The organism is Kitasatospora sp. NPDC023120, from assembly GCF_055560835.1.
On the sequence record NZ_JBVHHY010000002.1, the window covers coordinates 320,011 to 335,934 of the forward strand.

Annotated in this window: 16 protein-coding genes; 5 read left to right on the top strand and 11 right to left on the bottom strand. The window is 74.0% G+C overall.

The window, feature by feature from the left end; genetic code table 11:
* Positions 1-119: 119 nt before the first annotated feature.
* The 3 genes from ACZ3TI_RS04005 to ACZ3TI_RS04015 form a co-directional block, all read right to left on the bottom strand.
* Entirely contained in the window at positions 120-881 is a 762-nt protein-coding gene (locus ACZ3TI_RS04005) for an aminoacyl-tRNA hydrolase (protein WP_465722994.1), read from the bottom strand.
* A gap of 67 nt (positions 882-948) precedes the next feature.
* Complete coding sequence (locus ACZ3TI_RS04010; protein WP_465722996.1) at positions 949-1,437, bottom strand: hypothetical protein; 489 nt, start codon at positions 1,435-1,437, stop codon at positions 949-951.
* A gap of 116 nt (positions 1,438-1,553) precedes the next feature.
* On the bottom strand, positions 1,554-2,486 hold the full coding sequence (locus ACZ3TI_RS04015; RefSeq protein ID WP_465722998.1) for a hypothetical protein: 933 nt from the start codon (positions 2,484-2,486) through the stop codon (positions 1,554-1,556).
* A 124-nt stretch (positions 2,487-2,610) separates the two neighbouring features.
* Between ACZ3TI_RS04015 and ACZ3TI_RS04020 the strand changes: the two genes are divergently transcribed.
* Positions 2,611-2,982 carry a YbjQ family protein gene (locus tag ACZ3TI_RS04020; protein WP_465723000.1) on the top strand — a complete coding sequence of 124 codons (372 nt, stop codon included), beginning with the start codon at positions 2,611-2,613 and terminating at the stop codon, positions 2,980-2,982.
* 239 nt (positions 2,983-3,221) lie between these two features.
* On the top strand, positions 3,222-4,310 hold the full coding sequence (locus tag ACZ3TI_RS04025; protein ID WP_465723348.1) for an NAD(P)-binding domain-containing protein: 1,089 nt from the start codon (positions 3,222-3,224) through the stop codon (positions 4,308-4,310).
* Between the two features lie 74 nt (positions 4,311-4,384).
* On the opposite strand, the gene paaE is transcribed toward ACZ3TI_RS04025, so the two are convergent.
* From paaE to ACZ3TI_RS04065, 8 genes are all read right to left on the bottom strand, one after another.
* Entirely contained in the window at positions 4,385-5,569 is a 1,185-nt protein-coding gene (gene paaE, locus ACZ3TI_RS04030) for a 1,2-phenylacetyl-CoA epoxidase subunit PaaE (RefSeq protein WP_465723002.1), read from the bottom strand.
* A complete protein-coding gene (gene paaD, locus ACZ3TI_RS04035) occupies positions 5,570-6,193 on the bottom strand; it encodes a 1,2-phenylacetyl-CoA epoxidase subunit PaaD (RefSeq protein ID WP_465723004.1) in 624 nt (207 codons plus the stop codon).
* Complete coding sequence (paaC, locus tag ACZ3TI_RS04040; protein ID WP_465723006.1) at positions 6,187-7,122, bottom strand: 1,2-phenylacetyl-CoA epoxidase subunit PaaC; 936 nt, start codon at positions 7,120-7,122, stop codon at positions 6,187-6,189. The genes paaD and paaC overlap by 7 nt, the downstream gene beginning before the upstream one ends.
* Entirely contained in the window at positions 7,106-7,399 is a 294-nt protein-coding gene (gene paaB / locus ACZ3TI_RS04045; RefSeq protein ID WP_030234269.1) for a 1,2-phenylacetyl-CoA epoxidase subunit PaaB, read from the bottom strand. Before paaB ends, paaC begins: the two co-directional genes overlap by 17 nt.
* On the bottom strand, positions 7,396-8,388 hold the full coding sequence (paaA, locus tag ACZ3TI_RS04050) for a 1,2-phenylacetyl-CoA epoxidase subunit PaaA (protein WP_465723008.1): 993 nt from the start codon (positions 8,386-8,388) through the stop codon (positions 7,396-7,398). The genes paaB and paaA overlap by 4 nt, the downstream gene beginning before the upstream one ends.
* Positions 8,389-8,637: 249 nt before the next feature.
* The gene (locus tag ACZ3TI_RS04055) at positions 8,638-10,008 is read right to left on the bottom strand and encodes a M20 family metallopeptidase (RefSeq protein WP_465723010.1); all 1,371 of its coding nucleotides are present in this window, start codon (positions 10,006-10,008) and stop codon (positions 8,638-8,640) included.
* A gap of 733 nt (positions 10,009-10,741) precedes the next feature.
* The gene (locus ACZ3TI_RS04060; RefSeq protein ID WP_465723012.1) at positions 10,742-11,401 is read right to left on the bottom strand and encodes a response regulator; all 660 of its coding nucleotides are present in this window, start codon (positions 11,399-11,401) and stop codon (positions 10,742-10,744) included.
* Positions 11,398-12,879 (bottom strand): sensor histidine kinase, encoded by a 1,482-nt coding sequence (locus ACZ3TI_RS04065; protein ID WP_465723014.1) that lies wholly within the window; start codon positions 12,877-12,879, stop codon positions 11,398-11,400. The genes ACZ3TI_RS04060 and ACZ3TI_RS04065 overlap by 4 nt, the downstream gene beginning before the upstream one ends.
* A 281-nt stretch (positions 12,880-13,160) precedes the next feature.
* Between ACZ3TI_RS04065 and ACZ3TI_RS04070 the strand changes: the two genes are divergently transcribed.
* From ACZ3TI_RS04070 to ACZ3TI_RS04080, 3 genes are all read left to right on the top strand, one after another.
* Positions 13,161-14,033 carry a class I SAM-dependent methyltransferase gene (locus ACZ3TI_RS04070; protein ID WP_465723016.1) on the top strand — a complete coding sequence of 291 codons (873 nt, stop codon included), beginning with the start codon at positions 13,161-13,163 and terminating at the stop codon, positions 14,031-14,033.
* A 110-nt stretch (positions 14,034-14,143) separates the two neighbouring features.
* Entirely contained in the window at positions 14,144-15,157 is a 1,014-nt protein-coding gene (locus ACZ3TI_RS04075; protein ID WP_465723018.1) for an aldo/keto reductase, read from the top strand.
* A gap of 82 nt (positions 15,158-15,239) precedes the next feature.
* On the top strand, positions 15,240-15,827 hold the full coding sequence (locus tag ACZ3TI_RS04080) for a TetR/AcrR family transcriptional regulator (RefSeq protein WP_465723020.1): 588 nt from the start codon (positions 15,240-15,242) through the stop codon (positions 15,825-15,827).
* Positions 15,828-15,924 lie beyond the last annotated feature (97 nt).

Sequence of the window (15,924 nt, forward strand, 5' to 3'; positions counted from 1 at the left end):
GGTTTCCGCGAACAGACAACAAATGACAGATGACAGATTTCAACATCTGTTATCTGTCATCTGTTGCCTGTCATTCGTCCGCTGCCTGCCGCCTGCCGCCTGCCGAAACCCGACTTCCGTCACCGCAGCGCCGGGTGCTCCGCGATCACCGTGCAGCTGCCCGGGGCGATCTCGGTGAAGCCGGCGTCCTGCACCACCGGCAGCCCGCTGCGGACCAGTCCCTCCCACGCCTCCGGCGAGGCCGTCCGCACGGCCAGGGCGAAGCCGGACTCCGCCCACTCCTTGCGCTGCGCCTCGTCCAGCCGCCACCACGCGAGCTGGGCGGCGTGCCCGGTCTGCGCCATCGTCTTGCCCGCGCTCATCTCCAGCTCCGGGTTGAGCCACAGCACCGGCAGCCCCGGCTCGGGCGCGCCGACCTCGGCCGTCTCCTCCAGGTCCGTCCCGGAGACCTGCAGCTTGGCGAGCTCCTTCGGCCAACCGTCCAGCGGAACCGGCGGGAACACCCGCACCTCCGCCTCCTGCCCCTGCACCGTCACGCCCGGCAGTTCGCCCGCCCGCCGCCACTCTCCGCCCCGGGCCCGGCGGACCACCTTGCGGATCCGGGCATCCTCCCAGGACGCGACCTGCTCCGCCCACTCACCGTCCACCTCGGTCACCCGAGGGTCGGACAGCAGGGTGAGCACCGCCCGGGCCGAGGTCTCCAGCGCGTCCGTCCGCCCCGGCGGGGTGGCCCGCTCCATCCGGACGACCAACGGCAGCACGTACTGCGGCCGCGCGTCACGGTCCCCCGCGGCCGGGGAGTCGCCGGAACCGGAGCCAGAGCCGGTGTCAGACGCGGAAGACGGGGGGACGGAAGACGGGGCATCGAACGGAGAAGTCACCCGTCCAGCATGCCAGCCCCGTTTCCCCCGGCTCGGCCCGCCCTGGTCGATCCCCGTCCGCCCCCGTTCAGCGCAGCCGTTGCCGCAGCTCGTCCACGGCCGCCCGGATGCCCGCGCTGTAGACGTCCGCGGGCAGCACGTCCAGGCTTCGCACGGCCCGTTCGAGCTGCTCGCGCGCGAGGTCGGGCTCGCCGAGCTTGAGGTGGTCCGAGGCCAGGTTGAGGTGCAGTGAGGGATAGAAGGCACGCACCTGGAGGGCCGGTTCGTACGTCCGGGCGCGTTCGGCGGTCAGCGAGTCGGCGGCGGCCAGCGCCCGCAGGTCCCATTCCAGCTCGGCCCGCGGGTCGTCCTGCAGATCGGCCAGATAGTGCGCCAGCACGCACCGGTGGAAGACGTCCCGCTCCCCCAGCTCCTCCCAGAGCGCCTCGAAACTGGCCCGCGCCTCGGCCGTCCGACCGCGCTGTGCCGCCCGCACCCCGTCCAGCCCGAGCGCGATCCGGGTCAGCTCCGGTTCGTCCCCACCGGCCACATCGCGCATACCAGACACATCGGACATGCCCGCAGCCTAGCCGCCAACCCACCGAACCGCCCTGCCCGGCCCCACCCCGCCCTGCCCGGCCCGACCCGGCCCGGCCCGGCCGGAGGCGACACCCGACCAGCGCCGACGCCCGGTCAGCGCCGGTAGCCGCGCTGCGGGTCTCGCTCCTCCGCGTCCTCGTACATCAGGAACCAGCCCTCCGGGTGCGTGGCCGCCAGCAGCACCTCCGTCCGCTGCTCCGCGGCGAGCTCCGGGTCGCCGTCGTCCGGACCGTAGACGCCGAACAGTTCGTCGTGGCAGCCGTCCCAGTCGTAGTCGTAGAGGTCGGCCGGAAGGTCGCCCATCATGTCCGCCACCGACTCGGGCTGTGCGCCGAGCAGGGTCCGGGCGTCCACCAGCGCCATCCGCAGCGCGATCTCCTCGGCCAGGCAGCGCGGCAGCGGCCACTCGCCGAGCGCGAGGTCGTCGGCCAGGTCGTCGAAGACCCGGGCCATGGTGCGCCGCCAGCCCCGGTGCATCCGCCAGGTGCGCTGGGGCAGCCGGGCGAAGACCGTCCAGTCCGTGTCCTCGCCGTCGGCGACCTCCTCGTCCCCGTGCTCGTCGAGGTCGTCGTAGGCCGCGTCGGCCAGGCCGAGCAGCTGGGCGTGGAGCAGGCAGGCGGTGCGCGGGGTGAGCGTCCAGTCCGCGCCCGCGCCGCCGCCGTCCTCCTCGTCGCCCTCCAGCGGGAACAGCTCGGCGAAGTCCGGCGTGAAGTCCTCGGTCACGCTGATCTCCAGCGTGCCGCCGACCGCCTCGACCCCGGGGATGGCGGCCACCAGCCGGTCGGGGTGCAGCAGCGCGCCGAGCGCCGCGTTGGCGTCCTCGGCGACCTCGCGCAACAGTTCGCGGCGCTGGCCGGCCGGGTCGATGCCGTCGAAGTCCAGCTCCTCGACGGCCCTGATCGCGGCCGCACGCAGGGCCGGCCAGTCGGTGATCCGCAGGCCCAGCACCACCGTCGCCTCGATCTCCTGCGCACCGGAGTCCTCCGCCGCGCCCGGCCCCTGTGGATGATCGCTTCGCTCGCCCATGGGGCTACGGTACGGCTTTTCGGCCGCCCGATCACCGGTCGGGACCAGCTTCCGGAAGCCTTCTCGGCCAACGCCCGGCCGCGCCTCTGTCACTCGGACGCCCGACATCGGCAGGATGGGCCCCATGGCTGACATCAACGAGTTCGGCGGCGGGCAGGGCCCGAACGCCGACGTCCTGGTCGTGACCACCAATGACATCCCCGGTTTCCGGGTCGATCACGTGATCGGCGAGGTCTTCGGGCTGACCGTCCGCAGCCGCCACCTCGGCAGCCAGATCGGTGCCGGTCTGAAGTCGCTGATCGGCGGCGAGCTGCGCGGTCTGACGAAGACCCTCGTCGAGAGCCGCAACGAGGCGATGCAGCGGCTGGTCGAGCAGACCAAGGCCCGCGGCGGCAACGCCGTCCTGATGATGCGCTTCGACGTGACGGAGGCCGCCGACGTCGGCACCGAGGTCTGCGCCTACGGCACCGCCGCCGTGATCTCCCCGGTCAGCTGACGCCCGCGCTCCCCGCCCGACGCTTCCCCGCGCCTACGCTCGTCGTCCCTACGCGTCCCCACGCCTACGCTCGCCATCCCTACGCGGCCCCGTCCCTACGCTCGCCGTCGCCGCGATCCCCGCTCGCAGAACGGCGGGAACAGCCACCGGACCCCCGATGTTTCAGAGGCGTGACTGTTTACGGTGCAACCAACCACGCGGCAACGGACCACGGAACGACGGACGGGACGCCGCAGCTCGTGGACGTCCTGGTGGTGGGTGCCGGGCAGGCGGGCCTGTCCGCCGCCTACCACCTGCGCCGACGCGGCTTCGCCCCCTACCGGGCGGGTACCGAGGGCGGCTTCGTCGTCCTCGACGCCGATGCCGGGCCGGGCGGCGCCTGGGCGCACCGCTCGCCGTCCCTGCGGATGGCCACCGTGCACGGCTTCCACGACCTCCCGGACGCCGAACTCCCGCCGGTCGACCCCGAGGCCCCCGCGCGCGAGGTGGTGCCGGGGTACTTCGCAGCGTACGAGGCCCGGCACGCGCTCCCGGTCGTACGCCCGGTCGCGGTGCGCGCCGTACGCGCCGAGTCAGAGCTCCCCGACTCCCGGCTGCTGGTCGAGACCGACCGCGGCACCTGGTCCACCCGCGCGCTGATCAACGCCACCGGCACCTGGACCCGCCCGTTCCTCCCGCACTACCCGGGCCACTACGCCGGTCGGCAGCTGCACTACGCCGACTACCGCGGCCCCGAGGAGTTCGCGGGCAAGCGCGTCCTGGTGGTGGGCGGCGGCGCCTCGGCGATCCAGGTGCTGTCCGAGGTCGCGGCGGTCGGCGAGACGGTCTGGGTCACCCGCTCCGAACCCGTCTTCCACGACGGACCGTTCACCCCCGAGTACGGGCGCGCGGTGGTCGCCAAGGTCGAGGAGCGGGTCCGGCAGGGCCTGCCGGTGCGCAGCGTGGTGAGCGTGACCGGGCTCGGCCCATCCGTCGCCTACCGCCGCGCCGAGGAGCTGGGCGCGCTGCAGCGCCGCCCGATGTTCGACCGCCTCACCGAGCGCGGGGTCGCCTGGGGCGACGAGGAGCTGGCGGTGGATGCGATCGTCTGGGCCACCGGCTTCCGGCCCGAGGTCGGTCACCTCGGGCCGCTCGGCCTGCGCTCCCCGGGTGGCGGCATCGCGCTCACCGCCACCCGCGCGACCGCCGATCCGCGGGTCCACCTGGTCGGGTACGGCCCGTCCGCCAGCACCGTCGGCGCCAACCGGGCCGGACGCGCGGCCGTCAACGACCTGGTCAAGCTGCTCGGCGACCCGGCGGAGCAGCCCGTCCCGGCGGCCGCCGTCTGACCAGCCGCCGTGCCGGCACCGGGCCACCACTGGACCGCCCTCGACCGCCCGACCACTCGAAACGGCCTGGCGGCTCAGCGGTCGTAGTCGACCGTCACCTTGTCGGTGAGCGGGCGGGCCTGGCAGGTGAGGACGTAGCCGGCGGCCAGCTCCTTCTCCTCCAGGGCGAAGTTGCGGCGCATCTCCACCTCGCCCTCGGTGACCAGGGCGCGGCAGGTGCCGCAGACGCCGCCCTTGCAGGCGAACGGCAGGTCGGGACGGGAGCGCTGGGCGCCGTCCAGGATGGAGCGGTCGCGCGGGAGGCAGAGGGTGCTGCCGCGGCCGTCGAGGACGACGGTGACCTCGCTCTGCGCGCCGTCGTCCGTCCGGTCCGCGGGATCCGTCCGGTCCCAGTCCTCGTCGCGCTCGGGGAACGGCTCGTCCTCGGCGTGGAACAGCTCCTGGTGCACGCGCTCGCCGGGGACGCCCAGCTCGGCGAGCAGATCCTTCGCCCCGGCGACCATGCCGAACGGGCCGCACAGCCACCAGTGCCCGACGCTCCCGACGTCCACCAGCGCCGCCAGCAGAGCCCGCACCCGCTCCGGGTCGAGGCGGCCGCTGAGCAGCTCGGCGTCCCTGGTCTCCCGGGAGAGCACGTGGACCAGCTGGAAGCGGCCGAGGTAGCGGTCCTTCAGGTCGGCCAACTCGTCCGCGAACATCACGGTGTCGCTGCGCCGGTTCCCGTAGAGCAGGGTGACGGTGGAGCGGCGGTCGGCGGCCAGCACCGAGCCGGCGATCGACAGCATCGGGGTGACGCCGGAGCCCGCCGCGAGCAGCACGTGGTCAGCGGGGACGCCGAGCTCGGGGGTGAACAGGCCCGACGGCGTCAGCACATCCACCTCCTCACCGGACCGCGCCTCGCGCACCAGCCAGCGCGAGAACAGCCCGCCCGGCACCTCCCGGACGGCGATCCGCAGCGGACCGCCGACGGGCGCGCAGATCGAGTACGAGCGGCGCTCGTCGGCGCCGTCCACCAGCTTGCGCAGCGTCAGGGTCTGCCCGGGGCGGAAGGCGTACTCCTCCGCCAGCTCGTCCGGCACCGCGAAGGTGACCGCCACGGCGTCCTCGCAGAGCCGCTCCACCCGGTCGATCCGCAGCCGGTGGAAGGCGGGGCGCCGGGCCGGGCGGATACCGGTCGCCCGGGTGTCGGTCGCCTGGGCGCCGGTCGCCGGGGCCTCGGCGGAGTCGGGCGAAACAGCGGCGGACGAGGCGGCGGGCATTCAGATCTCCTTGACGCGTTCGAAGGGCTCCCGGCAGTCGCGGCAGCGCCAGAGCGCCTTGCAGGCGGTGGAACCGAAGCGGGACAGCTCCTCCGTCTCCGTACCGCCGCACTGCGGGCAGGGCACGGGGGCCGGGGCGGCTGCCGTTCGGGCCTCGGTCCCAGTGCGGGTCGCGATGCCGGTGCGGGTCGGGCCGAGGGCGAGCGGGACCGGTCCGGCCGCCTGGACGGCGGAGGTCGGACGCGGCGGGGCGATGCCCGCCTCGGTGAGCTTGCGGCGGCCCTCGGCGGTGATCAGGTCGGTGGACCACGGCGGGTCCAGCCGCAGCCGTACCCGGACGTCCGGGTACCCGGCCGCGCGCAGTCGGCGGTCCACGTCGGCGGCCATCTCGGCGACGGCGGGGCAGCCCGAGTAGGTCGGGGTCAGCCAGGCGGTGACGCTGCCGCTGCCGCCGTCCACCTCGACGTCGGCCAGGACGCCGAGGTCGGCCAGGGTGAGCATCGGCAGTTCCGGGTCTGGAACGGCCGCGGCGACCGCCCAGGCCGGGTCGCGGGTCGTGCCGACGGTCGTCCCGTCGGCCGCTGTCCCGCCGGCCGTTGTCCCGCTGACGGTCTTCGTCACCACGTCGCCCCCGGATGTGCGCGGGCCACCACCTGCAGCTCGGCGAGCAGCGGGCCGAGGGCCTCGGTGTGCACGCCGTCGCGCCCGGCCCGGCCGAGGACGGTGGCCAGCGGCGGCACCTCCGGGACGGTCAGCCCGGCCTCGGTGAGGACGGCGGCGAGCGAGCGCAGCACCGGTTCGCGCAGGGTGGCCGGGTCGACGCCCACCCGCAGCTCCACCGGGTGCGCCGTGAACAGCTCCTCCAGCAGCGGCCAGACGGCGTCCAGCCCGGCCTGCATCCGCTCGGCGGAGTACGGCGTGCCGTCGCCGAGGCGCAGCGTCCAGGCGGTGGCGTACTCGCGGTGGTACGCCAGCTCCTTGACGCCCCGGGCGGCGACCGCCGCCAGCACCGGGTCGGGGTGTGCGCTCAGCGCCTCGTACAGGGCCCCGCGGGCGGTGGCGAACACCAGCAGCCGGGCGATCGAGTACGCGAAGTCGCCGTTCGGCGTCTCCACCAGCCGGACGTTGCGGAACTCGTGGTCCTCGCGCCAGTACGCCAGGTCGTCCTCGGTGCGGCCGGAGCCGTCCGCCTGGCCGGCCCGGGTGAGCAGCAGGCGGGCCTGGCCGAGCAGGTCGAGGCCCAGGTTGGCGAGCGCGACCTCCTCCTCCAGCTCGGGCGCCCGGGTGCACCACTCGATCAGCCGCTGGGCGAGGATCAGGGCGTCGTCGCCGAGCATCTGGCAGTAGGCGGCGAGGTCCGCGCCGTCCAGCCCGGCGGGCAGGTCGGTGTCCACGCCGAGCAGCGGGTCGGCGAAGCCCGTCCCGTACGCCCAGCGGCCCTCGCCCTCGGGGCCGGGGACGGCCTCGGCGAGGCTCAGGTACACGTGGTCGTCCTCGGTGGTGGACGTGGTGTGGTCGTGCACGGTGGCTCCCCCGTCAGATGTGCGGGACATCCTCGGGGATGTCGTAGAAGGTCGGGTGGCGGTAGACCTTGTCGCCGCTGGGCTCGAAGAACGGGTCGCGCTCGTCCGGGGTGGAAGCGGTGATCGCGTCCGAGCGGACCACCCAGAGGCTGACGCCCTCGTTGCGGCGGGTGTAGAGGTCGCGGGCGGCGAGCAGGGCCATCCGGTCGTCGGACGCGTGCAGCGAGCCGACGTGGACGTGGTTCAGGCCGCGCCGGGGGCGCACGAACACCTCGTACAGCGGCCAGCCGGCCTTGGACTCGGTCACTTTCCGTTCTCCTGTTCGGTGGCGTGCGGGGCGGGCTGCTGGGCGGACTGCTCCGCGGCGCGCTTGGCGGCGTAGGCGACGGCCGCCTCGCGGACCCAGGCGCCGTCCTCGTGGGCGGCGCGGCGGCGTTCGATCCGCTGGGCGTTGCAGGGGCCCTGGCCGCGGATGACCCGGTTCAGCTCGGACCAGTCCGGCTCGCCGAAGTCCCAGCCGCCGCGCTCCTCGTTCCAGCGCAGCTCGGGGTCGGGCAGGGTGACGCCCAGGTGCTGGGCCTGCGGGACGGTCATGTCGACGAAGCGCCGGCGCAGCTCGTCGTTGCTGTGCCGCTTGATCCGCCAGGCCATCGAGCGCGCGGAGTTCGGCGAGTCGGCGTCCGAGGGGCCGAACATCATCAGCGACGGCCACCACCAGCGGTCCACGGCGTCCTGGACCATCCGGCGCTGGGACTCGGTGCCGCGCATCAGCGTCATCAGGAGCTCGTAGCCCTGGCGCTGGTGGAAGGACTCCTCCTTGCAGATCCGCACCATCGCGCGGGCGTACGGGCCGTAGCTGCAGCGGCAGAGCGGGACCTGGTTGCAGATCGCCGCACCGTCTACCAGCCAGCCGATCACGCCGACGTCGGCGAAGGTGAGGGTCGGGTAGTTGAAGATCGAGGAGTACTTCTGGCGGCCGGAGATCAGCTTCTCGGTGAGCTCGGCGCGGTCGACGCCGAGGGTCTCGGCGGCGGCGTAGAGGTAGAGGCCGTGACCGGCCTCGTCCTGGGCCTTGGCGAGCAGGATGGCCTTGCGGCGCAGCGAGGGGGCCCGGGTGAGCCAGTTGCCCTCGGGCTGCATGCCGATGATCTCCGAGTGGGCGTGCTGGGCGATCTGGCGGATCAGGGTGGCCCGGTAGGCGTCGGGCATCCAGTCCCTGGGCTCGATCCGCTGTTCGGCGGCGACGACCGCCTCGAACCGGTCCTCCGGCGTCTGTGCGGGGACCGCCTCTGCCACCTCTGCTGTCACCACGGTCCCCTCTCGTGTCCTGCCCTGCCGGTCCGCCCGGGACTCGGGGCGCCAACCGACTGACCGTTCGGTCGGTACCATTCTGCGCGGCGGGGCGGAGGGATGGCAAGGCAGGAAACAGATAACAGCTGACAGATTTCGAAATCTGTCAGCTGTTATCTGTCATCTGTGATCTGTTCGCCGTCGGCTGCCCGCCGCGGGCGGTCAGCCCTCAGGCGTCAGCGGTCCACCGCTCGCTCACCCCTCCGCGCGGTCGCGCAGTCGCGGCAGCGGGACGGCGAGGAGCGCCGCCAGCAGGGCGATCCGGGGGGCGATCTGGTCCAGCCGGATGTGTTCGTGCCGGGCGTGGGCCCCGGCACCCACCGCGCCGAAGCCGTCCAGCGTCGGGAGCCCGCGCGAGCCCGGCAGATTGGTGTCCCCCGCCCCGCCCGCCGGGGCGCCGTCCAGCTGCTGTCCGAGCACCGCGGCGAGCGAACGCACGTGCCGCAACAGCGGGTTGCCGGTCCGCTCGGGCCACGCCGGACGGCTGGACAGCACCTCCGTCCGCACCCGGGCACCCGGGCGCAGCGCGGTGAGCCGGGCGAGGTGGTCGAGCGTACGGCGCTGCGCCTCGGCGGTGGAGAAGCGCAGGCCGAGCTCGGCCTCGGCCCGGCCCGCGACCACGTTGGCCCGTGAACCGCCGCTGATCCGACCGGCGTTGAGCTCGGTACCGGGCTGGCCCGCGAGACCGCGGACGAGCACGAGCTGGTCCACCAGTTCGTCGACCGCCGACACCCCGTCGTGGGCGTCGTTGCCCGCGTGCGCCTCGCGCCCGGTCACGGTGAGCCGGACCCGGGTGCTGCCGCGCCGCGCGGTCTTCAGCCGACCGTCGGGGTGCGGCGGTTCGAGCCCCAGCACCGCGGCCGCGCCGCGCAGTTGGCGCTCGACCAGGCGCCGCCCGTCCGGGCTGCCGACCTCCTCGTCGGAGACCACGACCAGGCGCACGGATCGGTGCGGCCGCTCCCCCAGGTCGGCGAGCAGCGCCAACGCGCCCTCCAGGATGGCGAGTCCACCCTTCATGTCGACCACGCCGGGGCCGGTGAGCCGACCGTCCTGCTCGGTGACCGGCCAGTCCGCCAGGGTGCCGACCGGCCAGACCGTGTCATGGTGGCCGACGATCAGCAGGTGCGGCAGGGAGTCGTCCCGTCCCTCCCACTCCAGCACGAGGTGGTCGCCGGCCGGACCGGGTTCGCGGCGGGCGGTGGCACCGGTGGCGCGGAAGCCGGCGGCCAACTCCTCGGCGAGCGCATCCAGTCGGGGAGCGTCCCCACTGGGCGACTCGATTCGGGCCAGGTCGGCGCAGCGGCGTCGGACGGCGCCTGCGAGCGTACGGGCACGGGCGCTGAGCGCCTGCGGCAGACCGGGCAGCGCCGCGGTGACGGTGGCGTTCGCGGCGGCCGCGGTGGCTGCAGCAGGTGGGGTAGGTGCGGCAGGCGCGGCAGACGCGGTAGGTGTCGCGGCTGTGGCGGGGGCTTCGCCGTCGGTGGCGGCCGGGACTGAGACCTGGACTCGGTCGGGTTCGGCGGCGGCCCCCGGTGCGGCGGGCGACCCGACGATCTGCGGACTCAACGCTCGCCTCCGCGGCCGCCGCCGGTATTCAGCGGCCGGACCGGCCGACCGCTCCCCCCCGGGTACCAGGCCCGGCCGGACCTCACCGTGAGACCGGGATGGTCGGCGGCCCGCCGGAACGGCCCGTCTGGCCCAAGTGCGGTGGAACGGCTGGGCGACGTGCTTGGCATTGCGTCCTCCTCGCTCGATCCGGTGGCCCCGGTCCGCCCGGAGCCCCGTGGACGGCGGCCTCCTGGCGGCGGGCGCAGTGGCCGGACCGCCGCAGGGAAGCCGAGATGTGAGCCTAGAAGAACCGTTCGGTTCCCTGCGAGGTGGCCCTGCTCTCAGCGTGCCGGTACCGGGCCCCAGCCTCGGACACCCGTCGGAGAACGGCGGCGGGCGCACGGCGCGCGGGCCTGGATCGGCGCGCGGGCGCGGTCGCCGGATCGCGCCCATCTCCACCATGGACCCGCCGCCCGAGTTCGGCAGCGCAAACGGCCAAGGCACGGCATTTCCACGCCGGATGGGTGACCGCGGCTCAGCCCGCGGTACGAACCGGGAGCACGCGACGGCTCAGGGAAGCCCGCTCCGGCACCGCGCCTGACTCCGGGAGAACGTCCGGGGAACACCCGCGTGAACACCGGTCGATGGAATGCCCCGACGAGCCCCGCCGTGCGCCGCCACCGAAGGAGCGACCGAGGAACCACTGAAGGAATCACCGGAGGAGCCCCCGCTGAAGCCTCCGCCGCCGTTCTCAGGCACCGTCCCCGGTCAGCCCGGCATCGCGTGCCAGCAGCGCGGCCTGGACCCGGTTGCCGACGCCGAGCCCGGTCAGGATCCGGCTGACGTGCGCCTTGACGGTGCTCTCGCGCATCCCCAGGACGCCCGCGATCTCGGCGTTGGAGAGCCCGTCGGCCAGTTCGCGCAGGACGTCGGTCTCGCGCGGGGTGAGCCCGGCGACCCGGCCGCGGGCGGCGACCGATCGGGGCGCACCGACGCGGTGGTAGCGGTCGATCAGGCGCCGCGCGGCCGCCGGGTGCAGCATCCCCTGGCCGCCCGCGACGACGTGCACGGCCCGGGCGATCTCGGCGGGCGGGGTGTCCTTCAGCAGGAAGCCGTCGGCCCCGGCGGCGAGCGCTTGGTACACGTACTCGTCCAGGTCGAAGGTGGTGAGCGCGATGACCCGCGGGGCGTCGGGCAGTTCGCGCAGGCGCCGGGTGGCGGCGATGCCGTCGAGCCGGGGCATACGGATGTCCATCAGCGCGACGTCGATCCGCCGGCTCCCGGCGAGTTCGACGGCCTGGAGCCCGTCGGCGGCCTCGGCGACCACGGTCAGCGCCGGGTCCTGGGCGAGCAGGTCGACCAAGCCGAGGCGGACCAGCGCATCGTCGTCGACCACCATCGTACGGATCACGCGATATCCTCCTTCGACTGCCGACTCGGTCGCTTCGCTTGCCCGTGCTGCGTCGGTTGCCCATGCTGCGTCGGTTGCCCATGGTGCGTCGGTTGCCCATGGTGCGCCGGTTGCCCGTGCTGCGTGCGGTGCCCGTACGGCTTCGCTTGCCCGTGCGGCTTCGGCTGTCGCGGCGCCGGGGGCGGATCGCCGGTACGGGCGGGGGCGGGCTCCGCCATCGTCTGCGGCGGCCGACCCGGCGCGGGCAGTTGGGCGGAGAGCCGGAAGCCGCCGCTGCCGTCCGGGCCCGCGTCGAGGTGGCCGCCGAGCGCGCCGACCCGTTCGCTCAGCCCCACCAGGCCGTACCCGCCGCCGGCGACCGGACCGTCCGGCGGCGCCTCGCCCGGACCGTTGCGGACCTCGACGGTGGTCGCCGGCTCCCCGTAGCCGACCCGGACGGTGACCGGCGCGGCGGGCGCGTACTTGCGGGCGTTGGTCAGCGCCTCCTGGACCAGGCGGTGCACGGCCAGCCGGTGGGTGGTCGGGACGGTCTCCGGATCTCCCGCGAGCGCCAGTTCGACCCGCTGCCCGGCCTGGGCCGCCTCGCCGACGAGTTCGGTGAGGTCGCGCAGGGCGGGCGCCGGAACGGCCGCGGTGACTTCCGCGATCCCTACCGGCCCGACCCCCGCCGGCACGACCCCCGCCGGCACGACCCCCGCCGACGCGGACGGCTCCTCTTCCACTGCCGGTTGGGGCGGCGGGTCGGCGCGCAGGGCTCCCAGGACGTCGCGCAGGTCGTCGAGCGAGCGAGCCGCGGTGGTGCGCAGCAGTTCGAGGCGGTGGGTGAGGCGGTCCTTGTCCGCGGCGACGGTCCCGGCCCGGGCCTGGTCGCGCAGCACCCCGGCGTGCAGCACCAGCAGGCTCAGGCGGTGGGCGAGCACGTCGTGCATCTCCCGTGCGATCCGGGCACGTTCGGCGGACCTGGCCTGCTCGGCGCGCAGCTCGCGCTCCCGCCGCAGCGCGTCGACCTGCTCGTGCAGGGTGCGGATCAGCACCCGTCTGCCGTGCAGCCACAGGCCGACGGACAAGGTGGCGGCCTGGACGAGGAGTTGGGAACCGGCGGCGCCCGCCCAGCCGGCCAGCGACTGCGCGTCGGTCGCGCCGGACACCGCGATGACGGCGCCACCGGCCACCGCCGGGCCGGTCCGGCCGAGGTAGGCGAGGTAGAAGACGCTGAACATACCGGGGAAGGCGCGGTTGAGCAGTCCGGCGCTGAGCACCGGCAGTACGGCGGAGACGACCGGGTAGCGGCGGGCGAGGAGCAGCGAGAGCGCGGCGAGCGCGGCCACGACCGTCCAGGACACCCGGAACGGACCGTCGGCGTGGAGCCACTGGACCAGCCCCTCCTCGACGGTGAGGGCGAGCAGGCCGAGCAGCAGCAAGGTGTCCGTCCAGGGGCGGTGGTCCGGGCCGTACCAGTCGAGCAGATTCCTGCGCATCGGGCTCCTCCTTTCCCCGGTTCGTCGTTCCCCGGTTCGTCATTCCCCGGTTCGTCGTTCCCCGGTTCGTCGTTCCCCGGTTCGTCGTTCCCCGGTTCGTCATTCCCCGGTTCGTCGCTCCTCGTTGCCTCGTTCCAAGGGGCTTCCCGGGCTCGATGCTAGGGGCGCCCGGCGCCGAGGCGCCCCTGTCTTCCGGCCAACCCCACCCTCGACTTTCGTCGGGGGTCCGCGTCGCTGACCGGCCGATTCGCGACACTCCCGCCCTCCCTAGCGTCGACGGCATGACGAACGAACAGCTGATCCAGCGCGCCGACTCGGCTCCCTGCAGGCACAGTTCACCCTCGCGCGACGACCGCCTGCTGTTCCTCGCCGAGGCCCTGCGCTCCTTCCACGACACCGGCGCGCTGGCCCCCAGCGGCCCGGAGTTGGTGAGCGCGCTGGTGGTTCCGGTCTCCAGCCGACCGAACCGCCCGATCTCGGTGCTCGAGGTCGGCGCCGGCACGGGCGTGGTGACCCGTCGCCTGGTCCAAGTGCTGCGCCCGGGCGACCGCTTGCACGTCGTCGAGGCGAACCCTCGGTTCGTCGACCGGCTGCGCGAGGACCCGGTGCTCGCCGCCCGCCACCCGGCGGTCGGCCTGCGGCTCTCGGCCTGCCGGGTCGAGGAACTGCCGCAGCACCGTCCGCCGACACTGCCGGGGGACGGACCGGAGGAGCACGGGGAGCGGCCCGGGGAGCGGTACGACGCGATCGTGTCCGGGTTGCCGTTCACCAACTTCCACCCCGCACAGGTCCGCGAGATCCTCGACCTCTACCTGCGGCTGCTGACGCCGGGCGGCGAGCTGACGTACTTCGGCTACCTCGGCACCGCGACGGCACGCACCCTCACCTCGGGGCCCCGCCGGGGCGCCCGCCACCGGGCGGTGGTGCGGCTGCTGCGGGAGTTCGAGGCGGCTTACGGACTGGGCTCGCGCACGGTGTGGCGCAATCTGCCGCCCGCCCGCGCCCACCTCCTCCGTTCCCCCGGCGGCCGCGAGGACTGGAGGGCGACCGGGGAGGTTGCGACCGGGGACGCGGCGCCTGGGGCGCTCGAAGACACGACCGCCGACCGATCATCCCTAACAGATGACAATCGACAGATTTCAACTTTCAGATAACAGACGACAGCGAACAGATTTTGAAATCTGTTCGCTGTCGTGCCATAGTGGCACCCGGACCGCCCTACCCCGGGCCCCAGCCCGGGCTCCCCTCGGACCCAGGAGTGCCCATGCCCTCGACCACCCGCCTCGCACAGCGCCCTCTCGGCGCCTCCGGCCCCGTCACCTCCGCCCTCGGCCTCGGCTGCATGGGCATGTCCGACTTGTACGGCCCCGCCGACGAGGCCGAGAGCATCGCCACCATCCACGCCGCCCTCGACGCCGGGATCACCCTCCTCGACACCGGCGACTTCTACGGCATGGGCCACAACGAACTGCTGATCCACGAGGCCCTGCGCGGCCGCGACCGGGAGAGCGTGCAGATCAGCGTGAAGTTCGGCGCCCAGCGCAGTCCGGACGGCCAGTGGCTCGGCTACGACGCGAGCCCCGCCGCCACCAAGACCGCGCTCGCCTACACCCTGCGCCGTCTGCGCACCGACTACGTCGACGTCTACCGCCCCGCCCGCCTCGACTCGAAGGTCCCGATCGAGGAGACGATCGGTGCCATCGCCGACCTGGTGAAGGCCGGCCACGTCCGCCACATCGGCCTCTCCGAGGTCGGCGCCGACACCCTGCGCCGCGCCGCCGCCGTCCACCCGATCAGCGACCTGCAGATCGAGTACTCGCTGCTCACCCGGTCGATCGAGGCCACCGTCCTCCCCGCCGCCCGCGAACTCGGCATCGGCATCACCGCGTACGGCGTGCTCTCCCGCGGCCTGCTCAGCGGCCACTGGAACCAGGAGCGCGCCCTCACCGGCACCGACTTCCGCAGCCACAGCCCGCGGTTCCAGGGCGAGAACCTGGCCCACAACCTCGCGCTGGTCGAGGCGCTGCGCGCGATCGCCGCCGCGAAGGGGGCGAGCGTCGCCCAGGTCGCCATCGCCTGGGTGGCCTCGCGCGGGCAGGACATCGTCCCGCTGGTCGGCGCCCGCCGCCGGGAGCGCCTCACCGAGGCCCTCGGCGCGCTGGACGTCACGCTGACAGCGGCCGACCTCGCCGCCATCGAGGCGGCCGTCCCCGCCGGCTCCGCCGCAGGTGACCGGTACGCTGCCGCCCAGATGGCCCACCTGGACAGCGAGCGCTGACCGGCCCGGGCCGCCAGCACCGGCACCGATCCACAGCCCCACGGCCCCACCCGACCGCACGACCCTAAGGACGGACCTCCCCGTGACCACGGACACCACACTGACCGCCGAGCAGATCCTGATCGCGGCGGAGGACGTCCTCCGGCGGTTCGGCCCGGCCAAGGCCACCGTCGTGGACGTCGCCCGCATCCTCGGCGTCAGCCACAGCAGCGTCTACCGCCACTTCCCGAGCAAGGCCGCGCTGCGCGAGGCGGTCACCCAGCGCTGGCTCGACCAGGCGCACCACGAGCTCGCGACCATCTCCACCGAGGGCGGCCACGCCGCCGAGCGGCTGCACCGCTGGCTGACGACGCTGTTCGCGGCCAAGCGCAAGAAGGCGCTCGACGACCCGGAGCTGTTCGCGACCTACATGGTGCTGGTGGAGGAGACCAGCGGCACCGTCGACGCCCACATCGACACCCTGGTCGACCAGATCGCGCAGATCGTCCAGGACGGCATGGACGGCAAGGAGTTCAAGCTCGCCCACATCCGCAACACCGCCCGCGCCGTCTTCGACGCCACCGCCCCGTTCCACGACCCTGCCTACGCGACCACCTGGTCCGCCCCCGAGGCCGACGACCGCTTCGAAGCCGTGTGGAAGCTCGTCCTCGGCGGCCTGAAGGCCAAGTGACGCAGCCCGGGCAGGTGATCGGGAGCCACGGATGACCGGGGCGCCGGCGCCCGGAGGAAAATCCGGTCGTCGGCGCCTCGGCCGTCCCGGCATACTG